Below are 26,795 nucleotides of genomic sequence, written 5' to 3'. Positions count from 1 at the left end.
TATAAATATATAATCGAAAAGGAAATAAAAAACTTAATAGTAATAAATAAACATTAATTGGAGTTTATAATATACATTTAGAAAACATTAATTATGAGTAGTGATGTAGTTTGAGACGGATTAATTATAGAAAGTTTATTTAAACTTTGATAATAATAAAGAAAAGGTTACAACAAGATTTTGTTGTAACCTTTATTTTTAGTGCTAATATTTGTTATTTGCAATCGTATTGAATAAGTTTTTCTTTATATAAATCACAAAAATCTAAAAATTCATCTGTAAGAGGACTTCCACCTACTTCATGAAAATTTGGATCAGTCATTAAATTTTTAGCATATTCTTTCATTTTATCTATGAATGGAAGAAAAGCAGTTGTATTATTTGAGGTAAAGTCTGGTACATCTATTCCATCATCTTTCATAATATCTTTTATTATAACATATTGTAAAGACATATCACCCAATTCCCCTTTGTTAGCCTCCAAAAAAGCATCATGAGCTTTTTTTGTGTTAATAATATCAAAATTAGTTTTATTAATTTCAATTGAATCAGTAGTATTATTAACAGTGCTTTTATTAGCTGAAGTAGATAAATCATTTTTATAAAGATTAGAATTAATTATATTTTTGTAATTTAAATTATTATTTATTTCCATAAGAATCTCCCTTAATACAAAGTAATTTATAAATATATAATCGAAAAGGAAATAAAAAACTTAATAGTAATAAATAAACATTGATTGGGGTTTATAATATACATTTAGAAAACATTAATTATGAGTAGTGATGTAGTTTGAGGCGGATTAATTATAGAAAGTTTATTTAAACGTTCATAATGATTAAGAAAAGGTTACAACAGGATTTTGTTGTAACCTTTATTTTTAGTGTCAATACTTATTATTTGCAATCGTATTGAATAAGTTTTTCTTTAAATAAATCACAAAATTCAGAAAAGCAATCAGGTAAGAAGTTAGGATTAGTTAAACTTAAATCCTTAGCATACTCTTTCATTTTATCTATAAAGGGCAAGAAATTACGATCATTAGTTCCATCAGGAATGAAAGAAGGAACATCAATTCCTTCATTTTTCATGACACTAATAAGTGTAACATAGTATAAACTCATGTCAGAGCCATTACCACCTAAAGTTTCCACATATCCAAATTCAGAACAAGCATCTTTAAACGCATCATAGACTTTTTTAGTATTAATTACATTTTCATTTTTCTGATTTAGTTCTATACCATCAATAGAAGTTAAATCTTTAGTATCATTTTTATTGGGAATTCTATTTAATATTGTTTGCTTGACAAGATCATTTTCAGTTATATTAAGTTTTTTATGATAATTATTATTATAAATTTTGTACATAAAAATTCTCCTTTTGTGATTAAATCATAATTATATATTCGTACAAAAAACATATAAATTTACATTTATGTAATATTTAAATAATTAGCAGAGATAAAATGAAAAAATCGACTGCATATTTTTTTATTAGTAGTATGTATGTAATTTAGTTAATATTTTTAAAAAATATTAAAAATAATATAAATTATTAAACTATATTACTATTAAAGATAAAATAATTAAAGCAAACCTTATTTTTAACTACACACTGGTCAGACCAGTGCGTAGCTAATATTATTTTTTATTTACATTAAATTACTTAATTATAATACCTAAAATGGTAATTGACCATTTAATACTAAGCAATTACTATAAGTATGTAAATAAATGTTTTGGCTAGCCTTTGCAAAATTGCTTATAGGAGATTAAATATGGAAAAGTTATTTTTGAAGAAATTTTTAGAATGTATATTCTCAGACACATTTGAAGTACAGTTTTGGGATGGAACCACTGAAAAATTTGGTGAAGGAGATATAAAGTTCAAAATAATAATAAATGAACGTTTACCAAAAAATAATATTTTAAAAGATCCTTTCTTAACTTTTGGTGAAGCATATATGAATAATATTATAGATTTCAAAGGAAATATTCAAGAAATTATAGAATCTGCTTATAAGAATAAAAATAGTTTTTTAAATAAGTCATCATTATTTGAAAAATTATATAAAGTTAAGCCAAATTCTATAAAAAATAGTAAAGAAGACATAAAATATCATTATGATTTAGGTAATGATTTTTATAAATTATGGTTAGACAAAACCATGAGTTATTCTTGTGCTTATTTTAAATCTTCTAAAGATTCCCTATATGAAGCACAATTAAATAAGGTTGATCATATATTAAGAAAATTGAATTTACATCCAGGAGAGAAATTATTAGATATAGGTTGTGGTTGGGGAGAACTTATAATAACTGCTGCAAAAAAATATGGTGTTAAGGCGCTTGGAATAACTTTAAGTGAAGAACAATTTTCCAAAGTAAATGAAAGAATAAAAGAAAATAATCTTGAAAATCAAGTAGAAGTTAGATTGATGGATTATAGAGAATTATTAAAAACAGGTGAAAAATTTAATAGGATTTGTAGTGTAGGTATGCTAGAGCATGTTGGTAGAAAAAACATACCTGTTTATATGGAAACTATAAATAATTTATTAGAAGAAAACGGGGTATCTTTACTTCACTGTATAACTGATCAAACTGAAGGCGAAGCAAATCAATGGATAAAAAAATACATATTTCCAGGAGGATACATACCATCAATTAGAGAGCTAGTTTATAATATGGCAGAAGAAGATTTACATTTAGTAGATTTAGAAAGTTTAAGATTACATTATGGTAAAACATTAGAATGTTGGGCTAAAAGTTTTGAAGATAATTTAGATAAAATTAAGGAAATGGGATTTGATGATAAATTTATTAGAATGTGGAGATTATATTTAAATTCTTGTGCAGCTTCATTTAATTATGGAGTAATAGATTTACATCAATTTTTATTTACAAAAGGATTAAATAATGAATTACCAATGACAAGAAAATATTTATATACCGAATAACTTAGAAAAATATTAATATCTTAAAATTATATTTTAGATATTAATATTTTTATATTTAAGAATACTATATGTTTGGTCCGTGGTTTTCTGAAAAGCTTTGAGTTAAACTATACCAATCTCGGAGATGTGAGTTCAGAAGAATATAAAGAACAAAGGGGAATTATTACGGAGAAAGCAATAGAAAAGTCTAATTAGTTTAAAATTATGTTTTTAAATTGATAATTGTACTTTTAATATAATGAATATTGAAAGAGTTGCATCAAAACAATTTTGATACACATTGGTAAATGAAAAAAAGGAATTCAATCTAAATAAGAATTGAATTCCTTTTTTATGCATATTAATATTATTTCCATAAATTGATGCAAAATATAATGCATAAATTAAGAAACAACTAAAAATGAGTTCTTTCGAAATGATTTGAAAATCATTTCGAAAGAACTGCATACTTTTTTTTATTAGTAATATGTATGTAATGTAGTTAATATTTCTAAAAAATATTAAAAATAATATAAATTATTAATAAGTGATGCTTTATGATGATTTTTATATATGAATAAATAAAACATGAGGAGTAATTGAACTTAGGAATTCTAAAATGAGTACAGTTCAGTTATTTTGTGTGTTCTAAATATAAAACACTAACTTATTAATATAAAAATTTAAGGAGTTGAAGGTATGTCAGATAAAAATTATGAATTGGGCACTGAAGAAAGACAAGGTTGGATGGACAATTACTTTTTTAGACCTAGAGGAATTGGATTTACTGAAAATGGTACTGTACCTTTAGATAGTGCAGAAATGAGTGCTTATAATATTGCTAAGTCATGCTATCAAATATATCCTGAAGTTTTTAATTTAAATTATATCTCAGAGGTAACTAAAGTAGAGAAAGAAGAAATAAAAAAGAGAATTAGAAGAATGTATGATGAGCATTTGATTATGTTTGTTATGAATCCAGCTACCCAAGTTTATGGTTGGGGGCTTTATTATTGGGTAGTTAAACTAAAAGAAGGTACTACTAAGGAACAAAAGGCAGTTCTTTCTAAATGGTTCCAAGACAAAGATGACATATGTACAGGATATGAAACAGATGGTGAATTTGATTTCTTTAATGGAAATCATATGAGAGTATTGGATAATTTATTGAGTGATGTAATAGCTCCATGGAAGGAAAATGAATATGTTGACTACGTACATTTATGCCCTATAAGAAGAGACGTAAGAGAATCAAATGTGAATATGTGGGATGTTAAAGGTGATGGATATAGAAAACATGTATGGGGAAAAGATCAGATAAAAAAATTATTTGAAGTTCAAGATAAAATAGATGAAATAGATTTTGCAATAATAGATGCTATAAATAGTACAGAATCAATTGGTGATATGTTAGATTATGATGTTTTAGCACAGTTATCAGGATTAGATAGTGAAACTATGAAAAAAGATTTGATTAAAATAGTTGATGATAAGAGAATAATACTTCCAATGATTTATTTAAACTTTAGAGCTTTAGGTTTAAGCATGAAGATGTATTTGATAAGATTATTCCAAATAATACCTAGTGCCAGAAAGGCTGAAATTGTTGATGAATTATCAGAAATATCAGAATTAAATAATGTATTAGAATTTAGTGATTCTTTATATGACATAATGGTTACTGCTTATAATGAATTAACTGATTTAGATAAAATAAGAGATATATTAGATGGATATGGAGAAATTGAAGAAATTAAGGAAGCTGATACTAAAAGGCAATATAGAAGATGGGTATGTCGTTTAGATGATGAAAATGGATATTGGGAAGAATGTGTATTTACAGATGATTTCCTTCAAGATAGAACACAATATAATACAGTAAGATGCTGTAATAGTGTAGAGGAGGGGAAATAAATGAAGGTTGAATTTGCTCGTGATTATGTAGTTAATAACTTAAAGTATGCGTTGAATCCTAAATCAATAGCTGTTGTAGGTGCTAGTAGATATGATACTAAAGTTGGATATAAGGTAATTCAAGGACTAAATAATTGGGGATATAAAGGAAAAATATATCCAGTAAACCCTAGAGCTGATTATGTATGTAACTTAAAAGCTTATAAGAGAGTAATTGATATTCCAGATGAAATAGATTTAGTTTTTATAGCAGTTCCAGCTCATATTGTAAAAATGATACTTAAACAATGCGTTGAGAAGAAAGTTAAAATAGTTGTTATAGCAACTAGTGCATTTAAGGAAATTGGAAGAGGGGAACTTCAAAATGAATTAACTCAATATTGTAGAGATAATGAACTACCATTGATAGGTCCAAATCTTGTTGGAATGGGAAGTCCTTATTTGAATTTTAATTGTGGATTCATACCTTACTTACCAATCAAGGGGCCAGTGGCTATGATTTCACAATCAGGTGCTAACCTTTTAGCAGCCCTTGGAACTTCTCAAAGTGACCACTTTGGAATGAGTTTCTTTGTTGGTCTTGGAAATAAGGCAGACGTAGATTTTTGTGAATTTATAAGTTATGCAGGAATAGATGAAAATACTAAATGTCTATCTGTATATATTGAAGGGCTAGATAGTCCAGAAGCATTTATAGATGTATGTAAGAAGTTTAATCATAAAAAACCAATAGTTACAATAAAAGTTGGTGGATCTAAGATAGGAGTTAAAGCCGCCTTTGCACATACTGCATCTGAAAATGAAGGAACTGATGATGCGTATTACGATGAGATATTTGAAGAAGCAGGTGCAATAAGAGCAACAACATGGCAAGAATTTCTAGATATTTCTTTAGCACTTGGAAGTGAGCCTTCATTAAAAGGTGAAAACGTTGTTATGATAACTAATGGGGGAGGATCTGGATTATTAAGTTGTGACCATTTTGAAAGATGTGGAATGCCACTTAAAGAATTAAAGGAAATATCACCAGGGCTTGGAGAAAGAATTAAGGCTTATATGCCTATGTTTGGATCACCATTAAATCCAGTAGATATTTCAGGAACAGCATCTCCAATACAATATAAAGGTGCATTTACACAAGCTATGAGAGATCCAAATGTTCAGGGCGTTTTAGGATCAATTTGTCCAACAGCAGTAACAGATGTTGATGCTGTAGTTGATATTGTAATAGAACTTCATGAGACATATAAGCATTTAAATAAACCATTTATTATGGAATGTCAAGGTGGAGAAGAGTGTCATAGAGCAATAATGAAGTTAAGAGATCATGGAATACCAGCATATCCAACAGCAGAACAATCAGTAAATGCTATGTTGGCATTATGGAAATATGGAAAAATTAAAGGGGATATTTAATTTAGGCTCTGTTTTTGTAGAGTGTTAATATATGCATAAGCAAAGTGAACTGAGCAATTGAACTTAGGAATACTAAAATGAGTATAGGCCCATATTAATAAATGAAGTTGAAAGAATAATTTTAGTTAGAAATAGTAAAATTATTGTTAGATAAGAAATAGTAGTTTCATGTGAGGCTACTATTTTTTTGATTTATAATATATTTTATGAACTTTTAGGTATATTCATTAAAATACATAATTGTATATATTTTTTTTAAAATGGAATATTAAAAATGAGGTGATTTTATGAAATCGGTATGGAGTGAAAGTTGTAAATTTAGAAGAAGAGAAGTTTTAAATAAAAATATAAAAACTGATATTTTAATTATTGGAGCAGGAATATCAGGAATATTAACAGCATATATGTTAAAGCAAAATGGTAAAGATGTAGTTTTAATTGATGCAGATGAAATAGTAAGCGGAAATACAAAAAATACTACTGCAAAGATAACATCTCAACATGATTTAATTTACCATAAATTAATATCTGAATTTGGAGAAGAAAATGCTAGGCAATACGCAATGGCAAATGAATTTGCTATAAAAAAGTATAAAGAAATTATTGAAGAAAGAAAAATAGAATGTGACTTTGAAGAGAAGCCAGCATATGTATATTCTCTAAATGAAATAGATAATCTTAAAGAAGAAGTAGAAGCGTCTAACAGGTTAGGGATTAACTCAGAGTTTGTAGAAAAAGCTAATATTCCTTTTGAGATTAAAGGAGCTATTAAATTTAATAATCAGGCACAGTTTAATCCACTTAAATTTTTAAAAAATATTTCAAATGATTTAATTATCTATGAAAATACTAGGGCATTGGAAATTAAAGAAAATTTGGTAATTACAAATAGAGGAAATATAACTGCAAATAATATAGTGGTAGCAACACATTATCCAATAATAAATGTACCTGGATATTATTTTATGAAAATGCATCAAGAAAGATCCTATGTTATAGCATTAGAAAATGTGAATGATATTGATGGTATGTACATAGATGTTGATAAAGGTGGATATTCTTTTAGAACATATAAAGGCTTACTATTATTAGGAGGTATAAAACAGAGAACAGGAGAAAATGAAAATGGTGGAAGCTATGATGAGTTAAGAAAAGTTGCAAAAGAATTATACCCAAATTCAAAAGAAAAGTATCATTGGTCAGCTCAAGATTGTATGACTGTGGATGGAATACCTTACATAGGCAAATATTCTGATGAAACCCCTAATATATATGTTGCCACAGGATTTAATAAATGGGGAATGACAAGTTCTATGGTGTCAGCTATGATAATATCAGATATGATATTAGGAAAAGAAAATGATTTTTCAGAAATATTTTCTCCCAAAAGATTTGATTTATCATTATCAATAAATAATATTGCTAAAGATATAAGCGAAACAGCTAAGAACTTTATTGCACAAAAAATATATATTCCAAGCAGCACTATAGAACATATTAAAAATGGGCATGCTGGAATTGTTGAATATAATAGAGATAAGGTCGGAGTTTACAAAAATAATGAAGGAAAAGAATTTATTGTATCAACAAAATGTGCTCACTTAGGATGCCAACTTCATTGGAATGCAGATGAATTAACATGGGATTGTCCATGTCATGGATCAAGATTTGATTATAAAGGACGATTATTAGGAAGTCCTGCAACTAAAGGACTTGTAGATGATTAAATAAGCATAATCATAAGTTAGCATAGTATAAAAAATAGCATAGAGACTTGAAATTGAAAAATTGTTAATTATGTTGTAAATGGGAAAGTATAAGAATGATTAAAATATTTAGTTAATATTATTTTTATTGTGAAAAAACAACATTATGATATTATTTTTATTGCGGAAAAAACAATATTATGATATTGTTTTATTATGTTTTTTAACAATATGACAAATATAAGGGGGCAAAATGAAAAGATTAATAGAGAAATGGAATAATATAAGTTTAGTTAAAAGAATAATATTAGGTCTAATATTAGGAATAATAATTGCATTAACAATTCCAAATTTAGGGGCGCCAATATCAATATTGGGATCATTATTTGTAGGTGCATTAAAGGCAATAGCTCCATTATTAGTATTTTTCTTAGTAATGGCTGCACTTTCTCAGTATAAAGAAGGTAAAAAGACTAATATGAAGTCAGTTATATTATTATATCTTTTAGGAACACTTTCAGCAGGAGTAGTTGGAGTTATTGGTAGTTTTCTATTCCCTGTTAAATTAGTTCTTACAACAAGTGTAGAAAACTTAACACCACCAAGTGGAGTAGGAGAAGTATTAAATAATTTATTAATGAGTATAGTATCTAATCCAGTTAATGCACTTTCTAATGCTAATTATATAGGAATATTATTTTGGGCAGTAATTTTAGGTCTTGCTCTAAAAAATGCTAATGAAGGTTCTAAGGAAGTTATAGTAAATATTTCAGATGCTATATCACAAGTAGTAAGATGGATAATTAATTTAGCTCCATTTGGAATAATGGGACTTGTATTTGATAGCATATCTAAGCAAGGGATAGAATCATTACTTAAATACGGACAATTGATATTAGTATTAGTTGGATGTATGGCATTTTTTGCTTTAGTGATAAACCCAATAATAACTTTTATAGCAATACGTAAAAATCCATATCCCCTTGTTATTAAATGCTTAAAAGATAGTGGGATTACAGCATTTTTCACTCGTAGTTCAGCGGCTAATATACCTGTAAATATGAAATTATGTAAGGAGCTTGGACTAAACGAAGATACATATTCAATTTCTATACCGCTTGGAGCAACTATAAATATGGGAGGCGCTGCTATAACTATATCAGTATTAGCACTTGCTGCAACTAATACTCTAGGTATAACAGTAGATATTGGAACTACTATAATACTTACTTTATTATCAGCTGTCAGTGCATGTGGAACTTCAGGAGTAGCAGGAGGATCATTATTATTAGTACCACTTGCTTGTAGTTTATTTGGTATTCCAAATGATATTGCTATGCAGGTAGTTGGTGTTGGATTTGTAATTGGAGTTATACAAGATTCTTGTGAAACTGCACTTAATTCTTCAACAGATGTACTTTACACTGCAGTAGCTGACTTTGTACAAAAACATAAGTTAAAATCATAATAAAAGTTTAGTCAACTAATAAAAGTTTATTTTAGTAGAACTCTTACTTGTATTAAATATACAGGTGAGAGTTTTTTATGTTAGGTTATTATAAATAGTTTAATAATTTTATATGCATGACATCAATAATAAAACCCACCACAATGAACTACCCCCTGTCTACTTGACAGGGGCAGTTCACAATACTAATGCAAGTGTTGTCGTTGGTTATTTTAGTCTAGCTTATATTTTTTATTATTTATAATGAGATATATCGCCATACAATAATATTTTAGATATCCCATGATCAATACATATCTTGGAAAGACTAGCTGGTTCTATATCTGAATTATTACCAATATCACATATATTTTGATTCTTAAAATATGACATGATAACTTTTAAAGTAATTCGATGTGTTACAATGGCCACATTTTTACCTTGATTTAAATTAATAATATTTTCAATTGTAGGTATAACTCTATTTTTTAATTTTTCATAGGATTCACCTTCCCCAGTTGGAACATATAGTATAGGGTTATTCCAAAAGTCACTCCAAGGTTGAGAATATTTATTAATGATATCTATCTGTTTCATGCCCTCCCATTCGCCCATATGAATTTCTCTCAGTTCCTTTTTTGTATGAATAGGGATATTTCGATTACCTTTGATAATTTTAGCTGTATCATAAGCACGTTTGCTTTCACTAGAGTATATTAAATCGATTTTTTCTTTAACAAGTCTATCATGTAATTTTTGGGCTTGAGTCATACCGAGTTTTGTTAGAGGAGAATCTCTATGTCCTTGCATTCGTGTTTCTAGATTCCACTCTGTTTGACCATGTCTAATAAAATATATAATAGTTTGTCCCATATTTTCCTCCTAAATATTTATTATAAGTAATGCCGACAATAATTTATAATAAGAGTATAACGGGAAAATACTTATATGTATAATATATGTTATTATATGATTCATAAATAAAATGTATGAATGGAGACAAAATATGAATTTACATGGATTAAGATTATTTTATACAGTGGCTAAAACAGGAAGCGTAACAGTTGCATCGGAGCAACTAAAAATTAGTCAACCAGCAATTACATCACAGATCAAAAAATTTGAAAAAGAAAATGAGATAACATTATTTTTGCCGCAAGGTAGAGGTATTTGTTTAAGTGAAATAGGTGAGCAATTGGCAAAAGAAGCCGGCTTGATTTTTAAAATAGAAGATAGAATAGAGACATTAATAAAAAATTATAAACAAGGGAAAAATGGTACTTTGAAAATAACAGGTAATTATCTTTCAACTAATTTTTTGATACCTATGTGGGTAGCCAGTTTAAAACAAGAAAATGAAGATATAAATATTGAAATTAACACTATGAATACTGAAGATGCTATTAATTATCTTATTTCATATCAGGTAGATGTGGCAATTTTAGGAGGTGGCGCAATGAAGTATATAGATAAAATTAATGTTACCAAAATAAAGGATGATGATTTATGGTTTGTAGCTTCTCCTAATCACAAATATGCCAATAAAAAAGTTAGTTTAGCTGATATTATGTTGGAACCATTTATAATGAGGGAAAAAGGAAGCCATGCAAGAGTACTTTTGGAATCTCTTTGCTATACCTATGGTATTGGACTACCTAAAATAGCAATTGAATTTAATGGATTGCATGAAACACTTATGGCTTCTACATCTGGTTATGGCGTGAGTTTTTGTTCTTCAATAGCAGTTAAAGAATTTGTTAATATGGGAAAATTATCAAGAATTTATGTAGATCATATCAATCTTAAAAATGAAATTGTTATTTGTGTACGTAAGAATGAAGAAATCTCATCTTTAGTTAAGAATTTTATGTCTATTATTAAAGCAGATTCTTTATCGGATTAAGGGCTATAATGCTGATATGAATTATAAAGCGTAAGGGATTATTTATGGATTTGGAGTTGCTTTTATTTCTGATTATTGGTGGAATAATGATGAAAAAAGGTCACTTATAAAGATAGAACTTAAGGATTCTTTTTGCAATAGAATAATTGGATTGTCTAATAAATAAAAGGTTGTCCAAAATTAAAATTTTAGACAACTTTTTTCTAATATCAAAATTAACATGATATTAGTATATCCATGATATTCCAAAACTTCTAGCGCCCGTATGTACACTTATTACAGGTGACAATTCCTCAATCAATATTGTATGTTTAGGATATATTTCTAATACTTTTTCTTTTAATTTTAATGCAGAATCGTAACCATCTGCATGAGCAATAATAATTTTTGAATTCAAAGTTAAATTTTCATTTTTTATTAATTCAATTAAATTATTATATACTTTATTCATGGTTCTTACTTTGTTTTTTAATACTATTTTACCTTCTTCAAAAGATAAGATTGGCTTTATATTTAGTAACTTCCCAAAAGATGCAGCAGACAAAGAAATTCTTCCAGTTCTGTGTAAATGAGATAAATTATCTACAACTAAATAAATTTTTGAATTTGCTCTTATATACTCCAGGTTTTTAAAAATATCTTCAATAGAACTTCCATTTTTAATTAATTCTAACGTTGTGATTGTCATCTGTTTTTGAATAGTTGATGTATAAAGAGAATCAAAAACAATTATTTTATCATTTGAAATTTGATTTTTAGCTACTATTCCAGTTTGAAATGTACCACTTAATTTAGAACTAATTGTAATATATATAATGTAATCATATTTATCTACTATTTCTTCAAAAAGTTTAAAAACATCTCCAATAGAGGGCTGTGAAGTAGTTGGAAGATGGATACATTCATTCATTTTAGAACAGAATTCGCTTGGAGTTATATCTATTCCGTCTTTAAAAGAGTTATCATCAATTATTAGTTGTAGTGGTAGTGAATATAAATTGTTATTATTTTCAAATAATTCTTTATCAATTACAGCAGTACTATCTACAACAACAGCTATTTTATTCATAGAGTTCACCTCACAAAAATGTTATTCATGTTACAAAAGGTACACTTGTAACACTTATGTATTCATCATATAATATTGTAAAGTATGAAGTCAATAATATGTAATAAATGGTACAAATAAGAATGGAGGTTACAAATGAGTCAATTTAAAGAAAAAGTTAATCCTATAACTTTAAGATCAAAAAAATGGATTGTAAATTCATTAATCGAATTAATGGAAAAAAAACCTTATAATCAGATTACTTTAAAAGAAATCGCAGAAAATGTGGATTTAGCAAGGCAAACAATTTATAGAAATTTTGCAACAAAGGAAGCTATATTAGAATATCACGTTGATGGATTATACAATGAGTTCATAAAAATAATTTCAGCTAAAAAGGAAGTAACATTAAATGATTTACTTATTACATATTTTGAATATTGGTATAAAAATAAAGAGTTTTTAAAAAAGCTAATAGATAATAATGTATATTTAATATTGCTTGATTTACATTTAAAATATTTAAATTCAATGGCAACAAATGAAGAATTAAAAAAATTAACTTTTGTATCAGAAAATAGTTATTTTAATCATTTTACAGCAGGGGGATTATGGTTTGTACTAAAAAGATGGATTGAGGATGATGCAGAAAAAACTCCTAAAGAAATGACAAATATTATTTTGAATTTTTATCATATTAAAGGATTAAATACAGAAAGTATGAAAGAAAAATGAACTTTTAAGGAAAGAAGTGGTATAGTGAGCGCAGTATTAATAAAAGCAGGAGTATTTATATTAATTATAGTTCTAGGATATTTATTAAAAAGAATAGGATTTTTTAAATTAAGTGATTTTAAAGTTGTATCAAAAATAGTACTTAATATTACACTGCCTTGTGCAGTTATAAGCAATTTCAATAAACTTGAAATGGACATGACACTTTTATTTTTGGTTATAATTGGAATAATATGTAATTTTATTATGATAGGGACAGGCTATTTAGTTGCTTGGAGAAATGATAATAATGAAAAAGCATTTAATATGATAAATTTTTCAGGATACAATATAGGATGTTTTGCAATGCCATATGTACAGAATTTTTTAGGACCTATTGGGGTAGTAGCTACATGTTTATTTGATGCAGGTAACTCACTCCTTTGTACTGGTGGAACATATAGTATGGCATCAGCAGTTGCAAAAACTGATGGAAAAACTACTGTGAAGAAATTTATAAAAAATATATTTTCTTCAATACCTTTAAATACATATATTATTATGCTTATAATATCATCATTTAATATATTACTTCCAAAATCAATTATAATGTTTAGTGATACAGTAGGAGCAGCAAATGGATTTTTAGCAATGCTTATGATTGGGATTGGATTAGAATTAAATCTTAATAAAAATCAGCTTGGAAAAATTTTAAGAAATCTTATTATTAGGTTTGGAATATCAGGAATAATTGCATTTGTATTTCTAAATTTTTTACCATTTTCATTAGAGGTACGTCAAGTATTAGCACTTATAGTATTTGCACCGATTTCAGCAATTTCAATTGCATTCACTGAAAAATGTAAGGGTGATATTGGACTTGCTAGTGCTATGAATTCATGTTCTATTATTTTAAGTATCATAGTCATGACAACAATGCTTTTAGTTTTACATATTTAAATAAAACTTCAAGTTCTATTGACATTCATCTATTTACTTAGGCAACTGAGGTTACTAATATTTCTATTTAACATATTCACAACAGCTTATTTTAAATGTTAAAATATAAGTAATATATTTAAGGATGTGTTGGAATGAATATGCAAAGATATGATCAAGACAACCCAAAGCTTGTTAATTCTATAGTATGTGCTATAGATATATTAGGTTTTTCGCAAATGATAGTAAATTCGTGTAAGGATGGATATGGTAACAAATTGCTTAAAGAAATTAGTTACCTTATAAATAAGAACAAACAATGTATAATTCCTAATAAGTATAGTCAAGGTAAAATAAAGATATATACTGATAATATGATTGTTGGGTATCCTATAAAAGATGATGGAGAAGAAGAGTTAGATGAAATATTAGACAATGTATCAGAATATCAATTCAACTTATCTTTAGAGGGCCTTTTTGTTAGAGGCGGTGTAAGTGTAGGTGAGTTTTATATAAATGAAGATATTGTGTTTGGACCAGCTCTTTTAGATGCTCATAATACAGAAAGTGAATTGGCTTGCTATCCAAGAATTGTATTAGATTATAAAACAGTCAATAGATTGCAAAAGTATATTAATTATTATGATGTTGCTCCACAGCAGAATAAAATACTTATTGATAGTGATGGCCAATGGTTTTTAAATTATTTGAACACTATATTTAAATATTATACAGAATGCAATAATGAATATGAGTTTGAAAAAGTGCAAATAGAGTTACTTCTTAGGCATAAATTAAAAATTGAAGAAATGTTAGAATTACATAAAAAAGATATAATAGTATGGGATAAATATGTATGGACTGCTAATTATCATAATTATTTCTGTGATTTGAATTTCCCAAATGAAAAACAACTGAAAATATCAAGGAAGACGTTACTTTCATGGCCTAGACAAATTTCTAATAATGATGTTTAATATTCAAATTAATCACATATAAATATCATTTTTAAATTTGTAGCATAAAAGATAAGTATATAGTAATTAAAGCAAAATTTATTAATGAAAAACCTAATCTTGTGTAAGATATATAACCAAGATTAGGTTTTTTAGTACAACAGGATAACTTAAATCAAATCATCTAGCCCATTAACTGTAGTTTGTTCATTCTCATTAATTGGAATAACTATACATTTTTGACCATCGATTATTTGTGATTTTATTTGAGGTACTTTTTCAGGTTTTACATGAAGTATAACATCATAGTTAGTTTCAGAGTTATTATATTCTGAATTTGTGTCCTGAGTTTCTTCTAAATTGTTTTTTAAAGCTTCTTCTAAAACTACGTTGTCATCATTAATATCTTTAGAAGAAGAGTTTTCATTATCTATAGCAGTTTCTTGTTTAGCTTGTTCTAATCTGTTTTGTAAAATTTCCACTTGTTTTTTAAGATGCTTTTCTTTCTTTATTTGAGCATTTGCCTTAAGTATTTTTGAATCAATTAAATTTTCTGCTATAGGAAGGTCATCACCAAAATTTTCTACATATGATTTTTCAATTTTATTAGTAATTTCTTCAGGCACTCCACTTTCTATTAAAAGGTTTTGTATCTCCTTTTTTGTTAATGTTATAGGATCACAATCGGTATCATCATATATGGAATTATGTTCATCTACCATAGAATTTAGGTTTTCTTGTATCTCCATAAAGATCTTATCAGATTTTTTTTCATCAGCTCCTATAGAATCCTTAATAATTGTTTGAAAAGTTTCTTTTTGTATAGTAGCGGTTTGTTTTGAGGAACAACCTAAGGCATTTTCCATTAATTCAGTATGTGTATCTTTAGCATTTTTTGTGTAATACATAATAGAGTTAACATCTGAACTACGATCAATAAAAGCAGGAAATACAAAACCATTAGTTGGAGCATCAACTACCCAATCTCTTAGCCTAGCTTTAATTTTATTTTCTTCTTCAAAGTATCTAAGACCTGGTTTTGAAAGTGAAACAGGACATATTGCACATAGCAAATATTCATATACTTCTTCAGATTCATCTAGCTTTGCATTATCAGTAGTTTTAGTAATAATATCATAAGCATCATGAAAAATAAGTATTAAAAAGTTACCAGTGTAATCATAGCTATCTATAATAGATTGATAAAAAGCATCAAGAAGAGAATCATCCTTTAATTGACTGTTTTTAAGCTGCATAAGAGAAATTTGTTTTTCATTTATAAAATTTTCATTAATGGGAAAGTTTAATTCTAAAATATTATTGCCAATAGTTCCAGAAAGTACTTTTCTTGCAATTTCTAAATATTTAAAGTATTCGTCCTCATCTAAATTTAGAAAAGTTTCTCTAAATTTTAAAATAATATGCTTTTCTCCATTAACATAACAACCACACATTTTAGTGAAGGTGCAATGATCTTTTTTAAAACGTCTTTTTAACTCAAGTATATCTTTTTTTCTCATATATAAACCCCTCAATCTAGTCTTTAATTAATATATCATCATTATTAAGTATAGTATTTTTCTTAGATTAATTAAAGAATTTTAATTCTTTAGGAAATTAAAGTTGAAGATTGAGCAATAGTATTAAATTCTGCTATTTGAGAATTTAATATATAAAAAACAATTTATAATAACTTAACAGATTGATATTTATCATTTAATGTAAAATAAATGTATACATATTTGCAGTTAAAACGTCATAATAACAGAAGTATCAAAATCTAAGCTGATAACTAAATTATTTTATGGAAGGAGGAAATGATGAACAATGAATTAATAAATGAGATGTTTCAAAAAAAGATGATTATAATATATAAGTATTTAGTTAAGCTTGGTTGTAGTAAAGATAATGCTGAAGATATAGTACAAGATACTTTTTATACAGCATTAAAATACATTGATGGTATACAGACTAATAAAGTTTCATCATGGCTTTTTAAGGTAGCAATTAATAAATACTATGACTTGTGCAGAAAAAATAATAGACATATTTATTTAAGTATTGATGAAGAAGTTTTTAAAGAAAGATTGGTAGAAAACAATTTAGTTGAGGAGTTTATATTGGATTTAGAAAGAAAGAAAGAAATTAATGAAATTCTAAATTCTATTAGTGACGTTCATAAGAATCTATTGTACTTTAAATATGACATGGGTTTATCTTATAAAGAAATAGCGGAACTTTTGGGAATAAACGAAAATACAGTTAAAACTTATCTTTTTAGAGCAAGAGAAAAATTTAAAAAGTTATGGAGGAACAAGTATGGATATAAAGAGTGATGAAGAAAAATTAAAAGAACTGTTTGAAATGAAAGAAAAACCTAATTTTAATAACGCAGTTAAAAGAGCTAAGATATTTTCAATAGTAAGGACTATAATAATAAGTTTAATGATGTTTATTATAGTAAGTTTTGTATTATTTATATCTAATGCCGCTATTTTGAATGTTATGAATAATAAAGAAGAGGATAATTTAAGAACTTTATTTGATGTAGCTATGCCAAATGCTTATATAGGAAGTATACAAATTGATGATAGAATTATGATTGGTGAAATAGACTATGTTAGATATAGATTTTTAAAAAATAAGCCTATAATTGATGGAAATTATAAGGAGTCTTATACATATATACCTTTAATAAATGGAGTTTATGGTTATATGGGACAATATTTATTTGATAGAGTTAGTAAATCATCAAGAGATTCAAATGAAGCTTATAATAAAGTAGGAAAAAAGGTAATGAAATTTTATCATCCATCAATAAAATATGAAAATTATATAAATGATTTAGAAAATATTGATGAAATAGGTAGTGATAAATTAATGGAGATATCATTATCTTTTGATAAAAGTTATAGTCTTGAAGAAGTAAAGAATATGCTTCCTAGTGATATCACTTTAAATTGGTATTGGGTAGATACTTTTTCTGAAAATGATTACTATTTTTCAGATAAGTTAATATTTAATGAATACTATGTATATGGTATAAAAGCTTTAGACAACCAAGGAGATTCAATTGATAATCCTGAAAAGAATTTTATAGATGCTATTAATGAAGGAAAAGACAACAATTATAGTAATGAGTATAAAGAATTATTTGATAATTTAAGTAATGGAAAAGGTGAGATTAATAAAGAAGATTTAAAGATAATAGGAGTAGTTGTAAGTGGTGATAGTAAATCATTAAAAGCCTTAAAAGATAAAACTTATATTAAAGCAGCTACACTAGGTGCAGTAGCAGATAAATATTAATAAAGGAGATATATATATGAAAAAATATTTAAAATTAGAATTTAAAAAGAATATATTTTCTTGGAGAACAATCAGTTCTATTCTAATAATTTTATCAGTATTTATGATACCTTATTTAGAAGAAATAAAATTTCCATGTCAAGAATTAGATGGAGTAGATTATTTTATAAGACTTAGTGAATTTTCATATATAGGATTTATAGGACCGATTATAGCAGGAATAATTTATTCTACCTCAATAATTAATGATAAAGAATCGGGATTTATAAATAAGTTATTGGAAATTATAGATATAAAAACTTATTTTAAAGTTAAATTAATAGTAAATGTCTTAATAAATTTTATAATATTTGCAATAAGCTATGGTATTTGCATTTTATATCTTATTATAAAATATGGATTAAATAATATTAGAGATGGAATGACAAATGGTGCTTTCGTAATAAGTGGATTTATAGGTGTGTATGAAAGCTCAAAAATATTATATATTATTATAATACTTTTAGGAACATTAATATCTTCAGTTACTTTTTCAACATTTGTATTTGGAATTACAACAATAACTGGGACAAAACTTACAGCATATATATTCCCTATATTTTATGTAATACTTACTGGAATCTTTTTTGAGATGTGGTTTTTAAATAGTGTAATTGATTTTAATGTGGTAAAATTATTCAATTTAACAGAAAGCAATACCCAAAATGGAATTAATATAATATTATATAATTTAATATTAATGATATTAGGAGTGGGATTATTATATAAATCATGTTATAAAGGCGTTTTATATTTGTCTCGGGAAATTTGAATTTACTTTTATTTTAAGAAAAAGAGTTTAGTATATAAATAATTAATCTTACTTTAAAAGAATTTGAACTTATGCTTATGCTTGTGAAAAATAAATAGATTAACTAACGAGCCAACAAGATGTGTATCTTGTAGAAAAGATAAAAAAGAACAAAATAGAAAATAATTTTAGAGTGTTGTGAGGTTGTAGTTTAAACTACAACCTTTTGTATATTTCTATAGAGTTAAATTTAATAAAGTTGAAATATGTAAAATAAAGTGATAACATTTTAATCTGGTATGGAATTAAATAAATAATTATCAATTAAATATTATTTAAACGATTATTGAAGGTGGTTATTTTATGAGAATATTAGTAGTAGATGATGAAAAAAGTATAGTTAATTTAATTAGATTGAATTTAGAGGTAGAAGGATATGAACCTATTATAAGTATGACTGGAGCAGATGCAATTTCAAAATTTGAAACTGAAAAACCAGAACTTGTTATATTAGATTTAATGTTACCAGATATAAGTGGACATGACGTTATAAAGAAATTTCAAGAAATAGATAGTGAAGTTCCAGTTATAATGCTTACTGCAAAAAGTCAAATGAATGATAAACTTTTAGGTCTTCAGTTGGGTGCAGATGATTATATAATAAAACCATTTAATAGCGCAGAACTTATTTTAAGAATAAAAGCAGTAACAAAGAGGATTACAAAAAAGCCAAGCTCAAAAAATAATAATGAAATAAAGATTGAAAAATTAAAGATTCTAAAAGATGAAAGAAAAGTTTTCATAGAGGAAGAAGAAATTTTTATGACTTATAAAGAGTTTGATACACTGCTACTTATGATGGAAAATCACAATAAAGTTTTTACTAGAGAAAACCTTTTAGAGAGAGTATGGGGTGATGAGTACGATGTTAATACAAGAGCAGTTGATATTCTAATACAAAGAGTTAGAAAAAAGATGGGCAAGTATTCAAATAAATTAAAAACCGTTTATGGAGTAGGATACAAATTAGAATTTAAAGAAGAGACTATTTAATTTTATAAATAAGACATTAGGAGGATGCATTTTTAATGCGACTGAATTTTAACATAAAAACTAAGATAATTCTCATGAATATGGGGATATTAATTCCAATAATAATATTTATATATATAACAATAATAAATAATTTATATAATAACGTAATAAAAAGTAATATTGATTTATTAACAAAGGAGAGTTACAACACTCAAGTATACATATCAAATTACATTGAAAAAGATAAGGTGGACGATATTGAAAGAAATTTTGAGCATAAAGCTCCACTAATTAATATATATCTATCTAAAAAATTAAATTATAGGATTCAAATTTATGATAAGAATGGTGACATAATGACTGATTCTGTTTCTAATAGCGTTACTTTTTTTGATGAGGATATAACTAATGCTATAAAGGGAAATAAGGCCTATGTTGTTAAAAAAATTGATGGAAACATTTATGTATTATTTTCAAGTCCTATATATTTAAAAGATACAACATTAGGATGTGTAAGATATATATATCCTTTAGATAGTAGCGAAAAACTTATAAATGATATGTTTATAATTATGGGCATATTAGCATGTACATCAATTCTTATATCATGGCTTTTAAGTAAGCTTCTTTCAGAAAAAATAGTTGGACCTATAAAAAAATTAAAGATAGTTTCTCAAAAAGTTACCAAAGGAGAATATGATAATAGAATAAAAATTAGAAGTGGAGATGAAATTGAAGATCTAGCACAAACTTTTAATGTAATGTCTGAGAGTATAAAAAATTATGTTGAAAGTTTAAAAGAGGAAAAACAAAAACAAAAGAGTTTTTTAGATAATGTGACGCATGAGTTTAAGACTCCATTAACAGCAATAATAGGATATTCTGAGATTATACCTAAATTAAAAAATCAAAATGATATAGATGAAAGTTTAGTTTATATGAAGGAAGAAGGAATAAGGCTTTTAAAGCTAGTAGAAGAACTTCTTGACTTATCAAAACTAGGAAAAAGCGAGTTTGAGATAGATAAAAAGAAAAATAATTTAAAAGAAGTCATAGAAGAAGTTTTAGTTATTATTAATCCGAGAATAAAAAAATATGAAATAGAAATAATTAAAAATACATTTGATATTGAAGCTTTAATAGATAGAGACAAGACCAAGCAAGTTATTTTAAATGTATTAGATAACGCTATAAAATACAGTGAATGTAGAAAGATAAAAATAAAATTGCAAGTTGAGAATAAAAAAATAATTTTAAATATAATAGATGATGGTATAGGTATAGCTAAAGAAAATATACCTAAACTTTTTGAGCCTACTTATAGGGTGAATAATTTAAATTCTATTAACAACAATGGAAATGGATTAGGTCTTTGCATATGTAAAGAAATAATGAAAAAGCAAGATGGAGATATAAAAATTAAAAGTAACCTAGGAGAAAGTACATCTGTAGAAATTATATTTAAAAGTAATTAGTATTATGAAAAATAATGAATGTTACATTTACGAAACATGAGTGAAATGTTTATGAGATGTTAAATTTTTATTATATGGGAGGAAACATAAGTGAAGAAAATTAGCTTAAAGGCTAAGATTATAGGCATATACACTACTATAATTATAATTTGCATTATAATGACAAGTTTAAATTATAGATTTTTATATAACAGAGTCAAAATAATAAGTGATAAAGATGATGTTGTAAATAAGATAAATATGTCTATACCTATAAAAATTGAAATTTCTAATGACAAATGGGGTGGTTATGTTTTTGAAGATGAGAATTCTATACAAATGATATGGAATTCCATAGGTGAGATTATGAATGATTTTTCGGAAGAGGAAAACTATATTACAGAAGGGACTAATATAAGCATTGATGCAAATGTTTACTATTTAAATGGTATGAAAGATAAATTTAAAATAAGCGATGTTCTTATTTTAAATAATCGCATGTATCATGATAACAATAAATTACCATTAATAAATAGATTGAAAAATGATTTGCTAGGTTACTTATATTCAACTTCTAATATAGCTAATCTCATAAATACTAGAAATAGAATAGTTATTAGTGATTCTAATAAAGTAAAAGAATTGAATGATTTAGATAAAGAAAAGTTAAAAAATTTAATAAGTAATTCAACTAAACTTGATAGTGATGATGGAATTAAAGCTTTAACAAAGGAAAAGAAGGAAGCTTTATCGCATATAAAAATTTATATTTATGATAAAGAAGATACTTCAATAAAAGTTAAAAGCTGCAATATTGTAAATATGGATGTATATATGGACGGAATATTTGTTGTTCAATATATGGGAGATGAAAATGGACAACACACATATTTTAAGGGAGACCTTAAAGGGATATGCGAAGATATATTAGAGAAAAATATTTAAAAATCATCAGCATTAGAGAGGGGAGTTAGTAATGAATATTAAAAAATTTATTTGCTTTATTGTAATCATATGTGTGTCTTTTAACCTTATTGCTTGTAATAAAAAAAGTTCAAAAGTAATTTATAAAGATGGATATTTAAATCTGGAAGGAAAGCATATAGTTGTTTATGTAGCATCTAGAGATGAAGTTGGTAGAACACTTTTAGAAATGTTTAAGGAAAAAACAGGATGTACATACGAATATATAAGAATGTCTACGCAAGAGGCATTAGAGCGAATTAGATGTGAAAAAAAATATCCTAAAGCAGATATATTTATAGGTGGAACTTGTGATGCTCATAATCTAATGAAAAAGGAGCAACTTTCAGAAAAATATATATGCAAAAATTACGATAGCATACAAAATGTATATAAAGATAAAGATGGATATTGGACAGGTTTAGAAGTTAATTTTTTATCTATTATTGTGAACAAGGATAGATGGGATAAAGAATTTGCAGATAAGGGATTAAAAATGCCAGAAAAGTATGAGGATTTACTTAATCCAATGTATAAAGGTGAGATTATAATACCAGATCCTAATATATCAGGAACAGGATATACTATTATAGCATCAATTGTACAAAATATGGGTAAAGAAAAAGCTATAGAATTTTTAAAAGAATTGAAATCAAATGTAGGACAATTTACATCTAATGGATATATTCCAGCACAGAAAGTTGCAACTGGAGAATATTTAATAGGTACAAATTTTATAGCAGATCAATTGTTAGTTAAAAATTCTGGATTTAATGTAATAACTAATATCCCTAAAAAAACTGGCTGGAATATAGATGCAATTTCAAAAATAAAAAATGGTCCAAATGAAGACGTTGGCAAATACTTTATAGACTTTTGTACAACCAAAGAGAGTGAGGAAATGATAATAAATATCTCTCAAGGTAAATCTACAAGAAAAGACATAAAAGATGATGATTATGAACAAAATTGTGAAGTAAATATGTATGATAATTATGATTTCAAAAAAGCTAGTGAAGACAGAGAGTGGTTAATTAAGATGTGGAATAGTTTTAAAGCGTAAATTTATAAATAAGGGAATATTTAAATTTAAACTTTTTTGAAATAACGTAATGACAATTAATACTTTAACTTTTTAAATTAATAATTAAACAACTTTCAATTTCTAGTATTTAGAACTTAAAACATTAAAATTTATTATTTGGGGGATAAATTTTAATGCAAATAAAATTAAAAGATAAATATTTTTAAGAAGTATTTATTATATTAAGGTAATTTGGAGGATAGATATGAATAAATTGACAAGTTTTTTTAGTATTAATAAAAAAGAGGCTACAGTATCAATTGAAGATCAAAGAAAGATGTGGTTAAAGGAATTCTTAAAAGCATTCTTAGTTGTATTTTCTGTGTATGCTTCTATGTATTTAATTAGAAATAATCTTAAAGCTGGACAACCACTTTTAAAAGAACAATTAGGTTTTACAACATCTGAACTTGGATATATAGGTTTTGGATTTTCTATAACTTATGCACTTGGTAAAACATTGTTAGGATATTTTATTGATGGTAAAAATGCAAAGCGTATAGTGTCATTTTTACTTATGATGTCTGCAACAATGGTCTTTGTAATCGGTCTTATACTAATATCAGGAAATAAATGTACTGGAGCTGTATTAATATTATGGGGATTAAGTGGATTTTTCCAAGCACCAGGTGGACCAAGTGCTTATTCAACAATTACTAGATGGACCCCTACTAATAAAAGAGGTAGATATTTAGGATTTTGGAATATGTCTCATAATATAGGGGGAGCATTAGCAGGAATGTTAGCATTATGGGGAGCAAATAAATTTTTCCATGGTAATGTGGCAGGAATGTTTATTGTTCCATCAATAATAGCAGCTGTTATTGGTTTTACAATGTTATTTGTAGGAAAAGATGAGCCAGAAGAGTTAGGTTGGAATTCTGCAGAAGAAATATTTGGTGAAGTTAAAGCTGAAAATAGTGCTGAATTAAATAACATGAGTAAATTTGAAGTGTTTAAAAAATATGTTTTAAAAAATCCATGGATTTGGGTCTTATGTGTAGCAAATGTTTTCGTTTATATAGTTCGTATAGGAATAGATAATTGGGCTCCTTTATACGTTACTGAACAATTACATTTTGCAATGGGTGATGCAGTTAATACAATATTCTATTTTGAAACAGGTGCACTTATTGGTAGTCTTAGTTGGGGATTTATATCTGACTTATTAAAAGGAAGAAGAGCAATAGTTGCAGTATTCTGTTTAATACTTACTGGATTTGCAGTTTTAGGATATAGATATGCTACAAGCGTTACAATGGTAAATGTTTCACTATGCGCTCTTGGTGCATTAATATTTGGACCACAATTATTAATAGGTGTATCTCTTGTGGGATTTGCTCCTAAAAAAGCAATTGCTGTTGCAAATGGTTTAAGTGGTACTTTTGGATATTTATTTGGAGATTCTACAGCTAAAGTTATGCTAGCTAAAATAGCTGATCCTAAATCATCAGGTGTAAATATTGGTGGAATGTGCCTTCACGGATGGAATGATGTATTTATTATATTCTATGGTGCACTTATAATTGGAATTTGTCTTTTATTAGTTGTTGCTTATGGCGAAGAAAAGAAGATAAGAAGCTTAAATAAGTCTGAAAAAGAAGCAGAAGAATTGGCTGCTTAATAGTATAAAAATAATTGCATAAATTAAGTATAGATATTTTGTATAACAAATGCTTTTCTAATGACAAAATAAGTTGTTAGAAAAGCATTTTATTTTTGCGATTTTTTATTTAAACACAAAAATTTATTGAGAAATTTTTAACATTTATCTATAAAAATACTCTAAAATTGTTGATTTATATAATATATTGTTATTTTTTTAACTTTTATAATTTTAATGTGTTGAAATTTGTTTTTAAATATGATATATTTACTCTCGAAAGTTAGTTGTACATACAAATGAAGCACTTATATACGAAATTTAAATTAAAACAATAACTTTCAATGGATTACTAGTAATTTATCTAAGATATAACTTTAAAAATTAAAAAATTGACTGATAAAAAATAAACAATGAAAAATAAAATTAGAATGATAAAAAATAAAATGGGAATGATAAAAATAAACAATTACTAAAAAATTTATAAATAGGAAGAAGATGAATATGATAGAAAAGAATATAGTAGAAAAAGATAAATTAACACCTAAAGATTATTTAAATAAAGTTTTGGCTGGAACTGCAACTGGAATTGTTGTAGGATTAATTCCAAATGCAATTCTAGGTTCAATATTTAAAGGACTAATAGATGTTTCTCCAATATTTGCCACTCTTTACAATGCTGTAAGTATTATGCAATTCATAGTGCCAGTTATTGTAGGTGTATTAGTAGGATTACAATTTAATCTTAATCCTATGCAATCAGTTATTGTTGGATCAGCAGTATTCTTAGGCTCAGGTGCTTATAAAGTCACAGAACATGGAGTACAAATGGTTGGTATAGGCGATTTAATAAACATAATGTTAGTTGCATGTATAGCTGTATATGTTGTTAGATTAATAGGAAATAAATTAGGATCGTTAACAATATTATTATTACCAATTGTTGGAGCTGGTGTGGGTGTTATTGGAATGCTTATGCTTCCATATGTAAGACAAATTACTATAACAATAGGAAACTTAATTAATAATTTCGCAGTGTTACAACCATTATTAATGTGTATTTTAATTAGTGTTTCATTCTCGGTTTTAATTATTTCACCAATTTCAACTGTAGCAATAGGAATTGCCATAGGAATAACAGGACTAGGTGCCGGAGCAGCTGCTATTGGGGTTACTGCTTGTACAGCTGTTTTAGTAATTGGATCAAGAAAAGTGAATGAAAGTGGAGTTACTTTATCTGTGTTATTAGGAGCCATGAAAATGATGATGCCGAATTTAGTTACCTATCCAATAATAGCAGTACCTATTATTGCAAATGGTATCTTAAGTGGAATAGGTGCTTATCTGTTTAATATCTTAGGTACACCGAATAGTGCTGGATTTGGATTAGTTGGATTAGTTGGTCCTTTAGCGGCTATAAATAGTTCGGGATCAATTATTGGAGTATTAATAGCATTTGTGGTTATACCTTTTGTAGGTGCATTTGTTATTGATTGGTTCTGTAGAAAAGTTATACATTTATATGATGAAAATATTTTTAAATATATTTAATTTGTAATTGAAGCAAAAGAGG

At 26.4% G+C, this 26,795-nt stretch carries 24 protein-coding genes; 19 read left to right on the top strand and 5 right to left on the bottom strand.

The annotated features are described in order from the left end of the window. Positions 1-214: 214 nt before the first annotated feature. Both NG901_RS06940 and NG901_RS06935 read right to left on the bottom strand, forming a co-directional pair. A complete protein-coding gene (locus tag NG901_RS06940) occupies positions 215-655 on the bottom strand; it encodes a hypothetical protein (RefSeq protein WP_252213053.1) in 441 nt (146 codons plus the stop codon). Positions 656-896: 241 nt separating this feature from the next. After that, on the bottom strand, positions 897-1,370 hold the full coding sequence (locus tag NG901_RS06935; RefSeq protein ID WP_252213052.1) for a hypothetical protein: 474 nt from the start codon (positions 1,368-1,370) through the stop codon (positions 897-899). Between the two features lie 410 nt (positions 1,371-1,780). Here NG901_RS06935 and NG901_RS06930 point away from each other — a divergent pair, with 410 nt between their 5' ends. The 5 genes from NG901_RS06930 to sstT all read left to right on the top strand — a co-directional run bounded on the left by NG901_RS06930 (position 1,781) and on the right by sstT (position 9,445). Beyond that, entirely contained in the window at positions 1,781-2,962 is a 1,182-nt protein-coding gene (locus tag NG901_RS06930) for an SAM-dependent methyltransferase (RefSeq protein WP_252213050.1), read from the top strand. Between the two features lie 678 nt (positions 2,963-3,640). Continuing rightward, a complete protein-coding gene (locus NG901_RS06925) occupies positions 3,641-4,855 on the top strand; it encodes an AsnC family transcriptional regulator (protein WP_252213048.1) in 1,215 nt (404 codons plus the stop codon). Continuing rightward, complete coding sequence (locus tag NG901_RS06920; RefSeq protein ID WP_252213047.1) at positions 4,856-6,271, top strand: acetate--CoA ligase family protein; 1,416 nt, start codon at positions 4,856-4,858, stop codon at positions 6,269-6,271. It begins immediately after the preceding gene. Between the two features lie 287 nt (positions 6,272-6,558). Beyond that, positions 6,559-7,998, top strand: a complete 1,440-nt coding sequence (locus NG901_RS06915; protein ID WP_252213045.1) for an FAD-dependent oxidoreductase — start codon at positions 6,559-6,561, stop codon at positions 7,996-7,998. Between the two features lie 232 nt (positions 7,999-8,230). Beyond that, on the top strand, positions 8,231-9,445 hold the full coding sequence (gene sstT, locus NG901_RS06910) for a serine/threonine transporter SstT (protein ID WP_252213044.1): 1,215 nt from the start codon (positions 8,231-8,233) through the stop codon (positions 9,443-9,445). A 234-nt stretch (positions 9,446-9,679) separates the two neighbouring features. Here the strand turns inward: sstT and NG901_RS06905 are convergent, their stop codons facing one another. Next, the gene (locus tag NG901_RS06905) at positions 9,680-10,297 is read right to left on the bottom strand and encodes a histidine phosphatase family protein (protein WP_252213043.1); all 618 of its coding nucleotides are present in this window, start codon (positions 10,295-10,297) and stop codon (positions 9,680-9,682) included. Positions 10,298-10,430: 133 nt separating this feature from the next. Between NG901_RS06905 and NG901_RS06900 the strand changes: the two genes are divergently transcribed. Beyond that, positions 10,431-11,327, top strand: a complete 897-nt coding sequence (locus tag NG901_RS06900) for a LysR family transcriptional regulator (RefSeq protein WP_252213041.1) — start codon at positions 10,431-10,433, stop codon at positions 11,325-11,327. Positions 11,328-11,553: 226 nt separating this feature from the next. Here NG901_RS06900 and NG901_RS06895 read toward each other — a convergent pair whose 3' ends face one another. After that, the gene (locus NG901_RS06895) at positions 11,554-12,396 is read right to left on the bottom strand and encodes a DegV family protein (RefSeq protein ID WP_252213040.1); all 843 of its coding nucleotides are present in this window, start codon (positions 12,394-12,396) and stop codon (positions 11,554-11,556) included. Positions 12,397-12,531: 135 nt separating this feature from the next. On the opposite strand from NG901_RS06895, the gene NG901_RS06890 reads away from it, so the two are divergent. The 3 genes from NG901_RS06890 (at position 12,532) to NG901_RS06880 (ending at position 15,005) form a co-directional block, all read left to right on the top strand. After that, complete coding sequence (locus NG901_RS06890) at positions 12,532-13,110, top strand: TetR/AcrR family transcriptional regulator (protein ID WP_252213039.1); 579 nt, start codon at positions 12,532-12,534, stop codon at positions 13,108-13,110. Positions 13,111-13,134: 24 nt separating this feature from the next. Beyond that, on the top strand, positions 13,135-14,049 hold the full coding sequence (locus tag NG901_RS17240; RefSeq protein ID WP_252213038.1) for an AEC family transporter: 915 nt from the start codon (positions 13,135-13,137) through the stop codon (positions 14,047-14,049). Positions 14,050-14,183: 134 nt separating this feature from the next. Beyond that, on the top strand, positions 14,184-15,005 hold the full coding sequence (locus NG901_RS06880) for a hypothetical protein (RefSeq protein ID WP_252213037.1): 822 nt from the start codon (positions 14,184-14,186) through the stop codon (positions 15,003-15,005). Between the two features lie 149 nt (positions 15,006-15,154). Here the strand turns inward: NG901_RS06880 and NG901_RS06875 are convergent, their stop codons facing one another. Then, a complete protein-coding gene (locus NG901_RS06875; protein ID WP_252213036.1) occupies positions 15,155-16,504 on the bottom strand; it encodes a DUF4317 domain-containing protein in 1,350 nt (449 codons plus the stop codon). Between the two features lie 300 nt (positions 16,505-16,804). On the opposite strand from NG901_RS06875, the gene NG901_RS06870 reads away from it, so the two are divergent. The 10 genes from NG901_RS06870 to NG901_RS06830 all read left to right on the top strand — a co-directional run bounded on the left by NG901_RS06870 (position 16,805) and on the right by NG901_RS06830 (position 26,773). Continuing rightward, positions 16,805-17,320, top strand: a complete 516-nt coding sequence (locus NG901_RS06870) for an RNA polymerase sigma factor (protein ID WP_252213035.1) — start codon at positions 16,805-16,807, stop codon at positions 17,318-17,320. Continuing rightward, the gene (locus NG901_RS06865; RefSeq protein ID WP_252213034.1) at positions 17,304-18,293 is read left to right on the top strand and encodes an anti sigma factor C-terminal domain-containing protein; all 990 of its coding nucleotides are present in this window, start codon (positions 17,304-17,306) and stop codon (positions 18,291-18,293) included. The genes NG901_RS06870 and NG901_RS06865 overlap by 17 nt, the downstream gene beginning before the upstream one ends. A 16-nt stretch (positions 18,294-18,309) precedes the next feature. Beyond that, positions 18,310-19,104 (top strand): hypothetical protein, encoded by a 795-nt coding sequence (locus NG901_RS06860; RefSeq protein ID WP_252213033.1) that lies wholly within the window; start codon positions 18,310-18,312, stop codon positions 19,102-19,104. A 90-nt stretch (positions 19,105-19,194) separates the two neighbouring features. Continuing rightward, positions 19,195-19,269: a zinc-ribbon domain containing protein gene (locus tag NG901_RS17235; protein WP_350339621.1), complete on the top strand. Its 75-nt coding sequence runs from the start codon at positions 19,195-19,197 to the stop codon at positions 19,267-19,269. Between the two features lie 177 nt (positions 19,270-19,446). Continuing rightward, complete coding sequence (locus NG901_RS06855; protein ID WP_252213031.1) at positions 19,447-20,136, top strand: response regulator transcription factor; 690 nt, start codon at positions 19,447-19,449, stop codon at positions 20,134-20,136. Positions 20,137-20,171: 35 nt separating this feature from the next. After that, positions 20,172-21,593: a sensor histidine kinase gene (locus tag NG901_RS06850; RefSeq protein WP_252213029.1), complete on the top strand. Its 1,422-nt coding sequence runs from the start codon at positions 20,172-20,174 to the stop codon at positions 21,591-21,593. A gap of 90 nt (positions 21,594-21,683) precedes the next feature. Continuing rightward, positions 21,684-22,517, top strand: a complete 834-nt coding sequence (locus tag NG901_RS06845; RefSeq protein ID WP_252213027.1) for a DUF3919 family protein — start codon at positions 21,684-21,686, stop codon at positions 22,515-22,517. A 31-nt stretch (positions 22,518-22,548) separates the two neighbouring features. After that, on the top strand, positions 22,549-23,598 hold the full coding sequence (locus NG901_RS06840; RefSeq protein ID WP_252213025.1) for an ABC transporter substrate-binding protein: 1,050 nt from the start codon (positions 22,549-22,551) through the stop codon (positions 23,596-23,598). Between the two features lie 226 nt (positions 23,599-23,824). Then, positions 23,825-25,243, top strand: a complete 1,419-nt coding sequence (gene uhpT / locus NG901_RS06835) for a hexose-6-phosphate:phosphate antiporter UhpT (protein ID WP_252213023.1) — start codon at positions 23,825-23,827, stop codon at positions 25,241-25,243. Between the two features lie 483 nt (positions 25,244-25,726). Next, a complete protein-coding gene (locus NG901_RS06830; protein ID WP_252213022.1) occupies positions 25,727-26,773 on the top strand; it encodes a PTS sugar transporter subunit IIC in 1,047 nt (348 codons plus the stop codon). Positions 26,774-26,795 lie beyond the last annotated feature (22 nt).

Origin of the sequence: Clostridium sp. CMCC3677, assembly GCF_023845585.1 — a bacterium.
Lineage (GTDB): Bacteria > Bacillota > Clostridia > Clostridiales > Clostridiaceae > Clostridium > Clostridium aquiflavi.
Note: the sequence above shows the minus strand (reverse complement) of the source record. Positions and strands in the feature narration are given on the sequence as shown.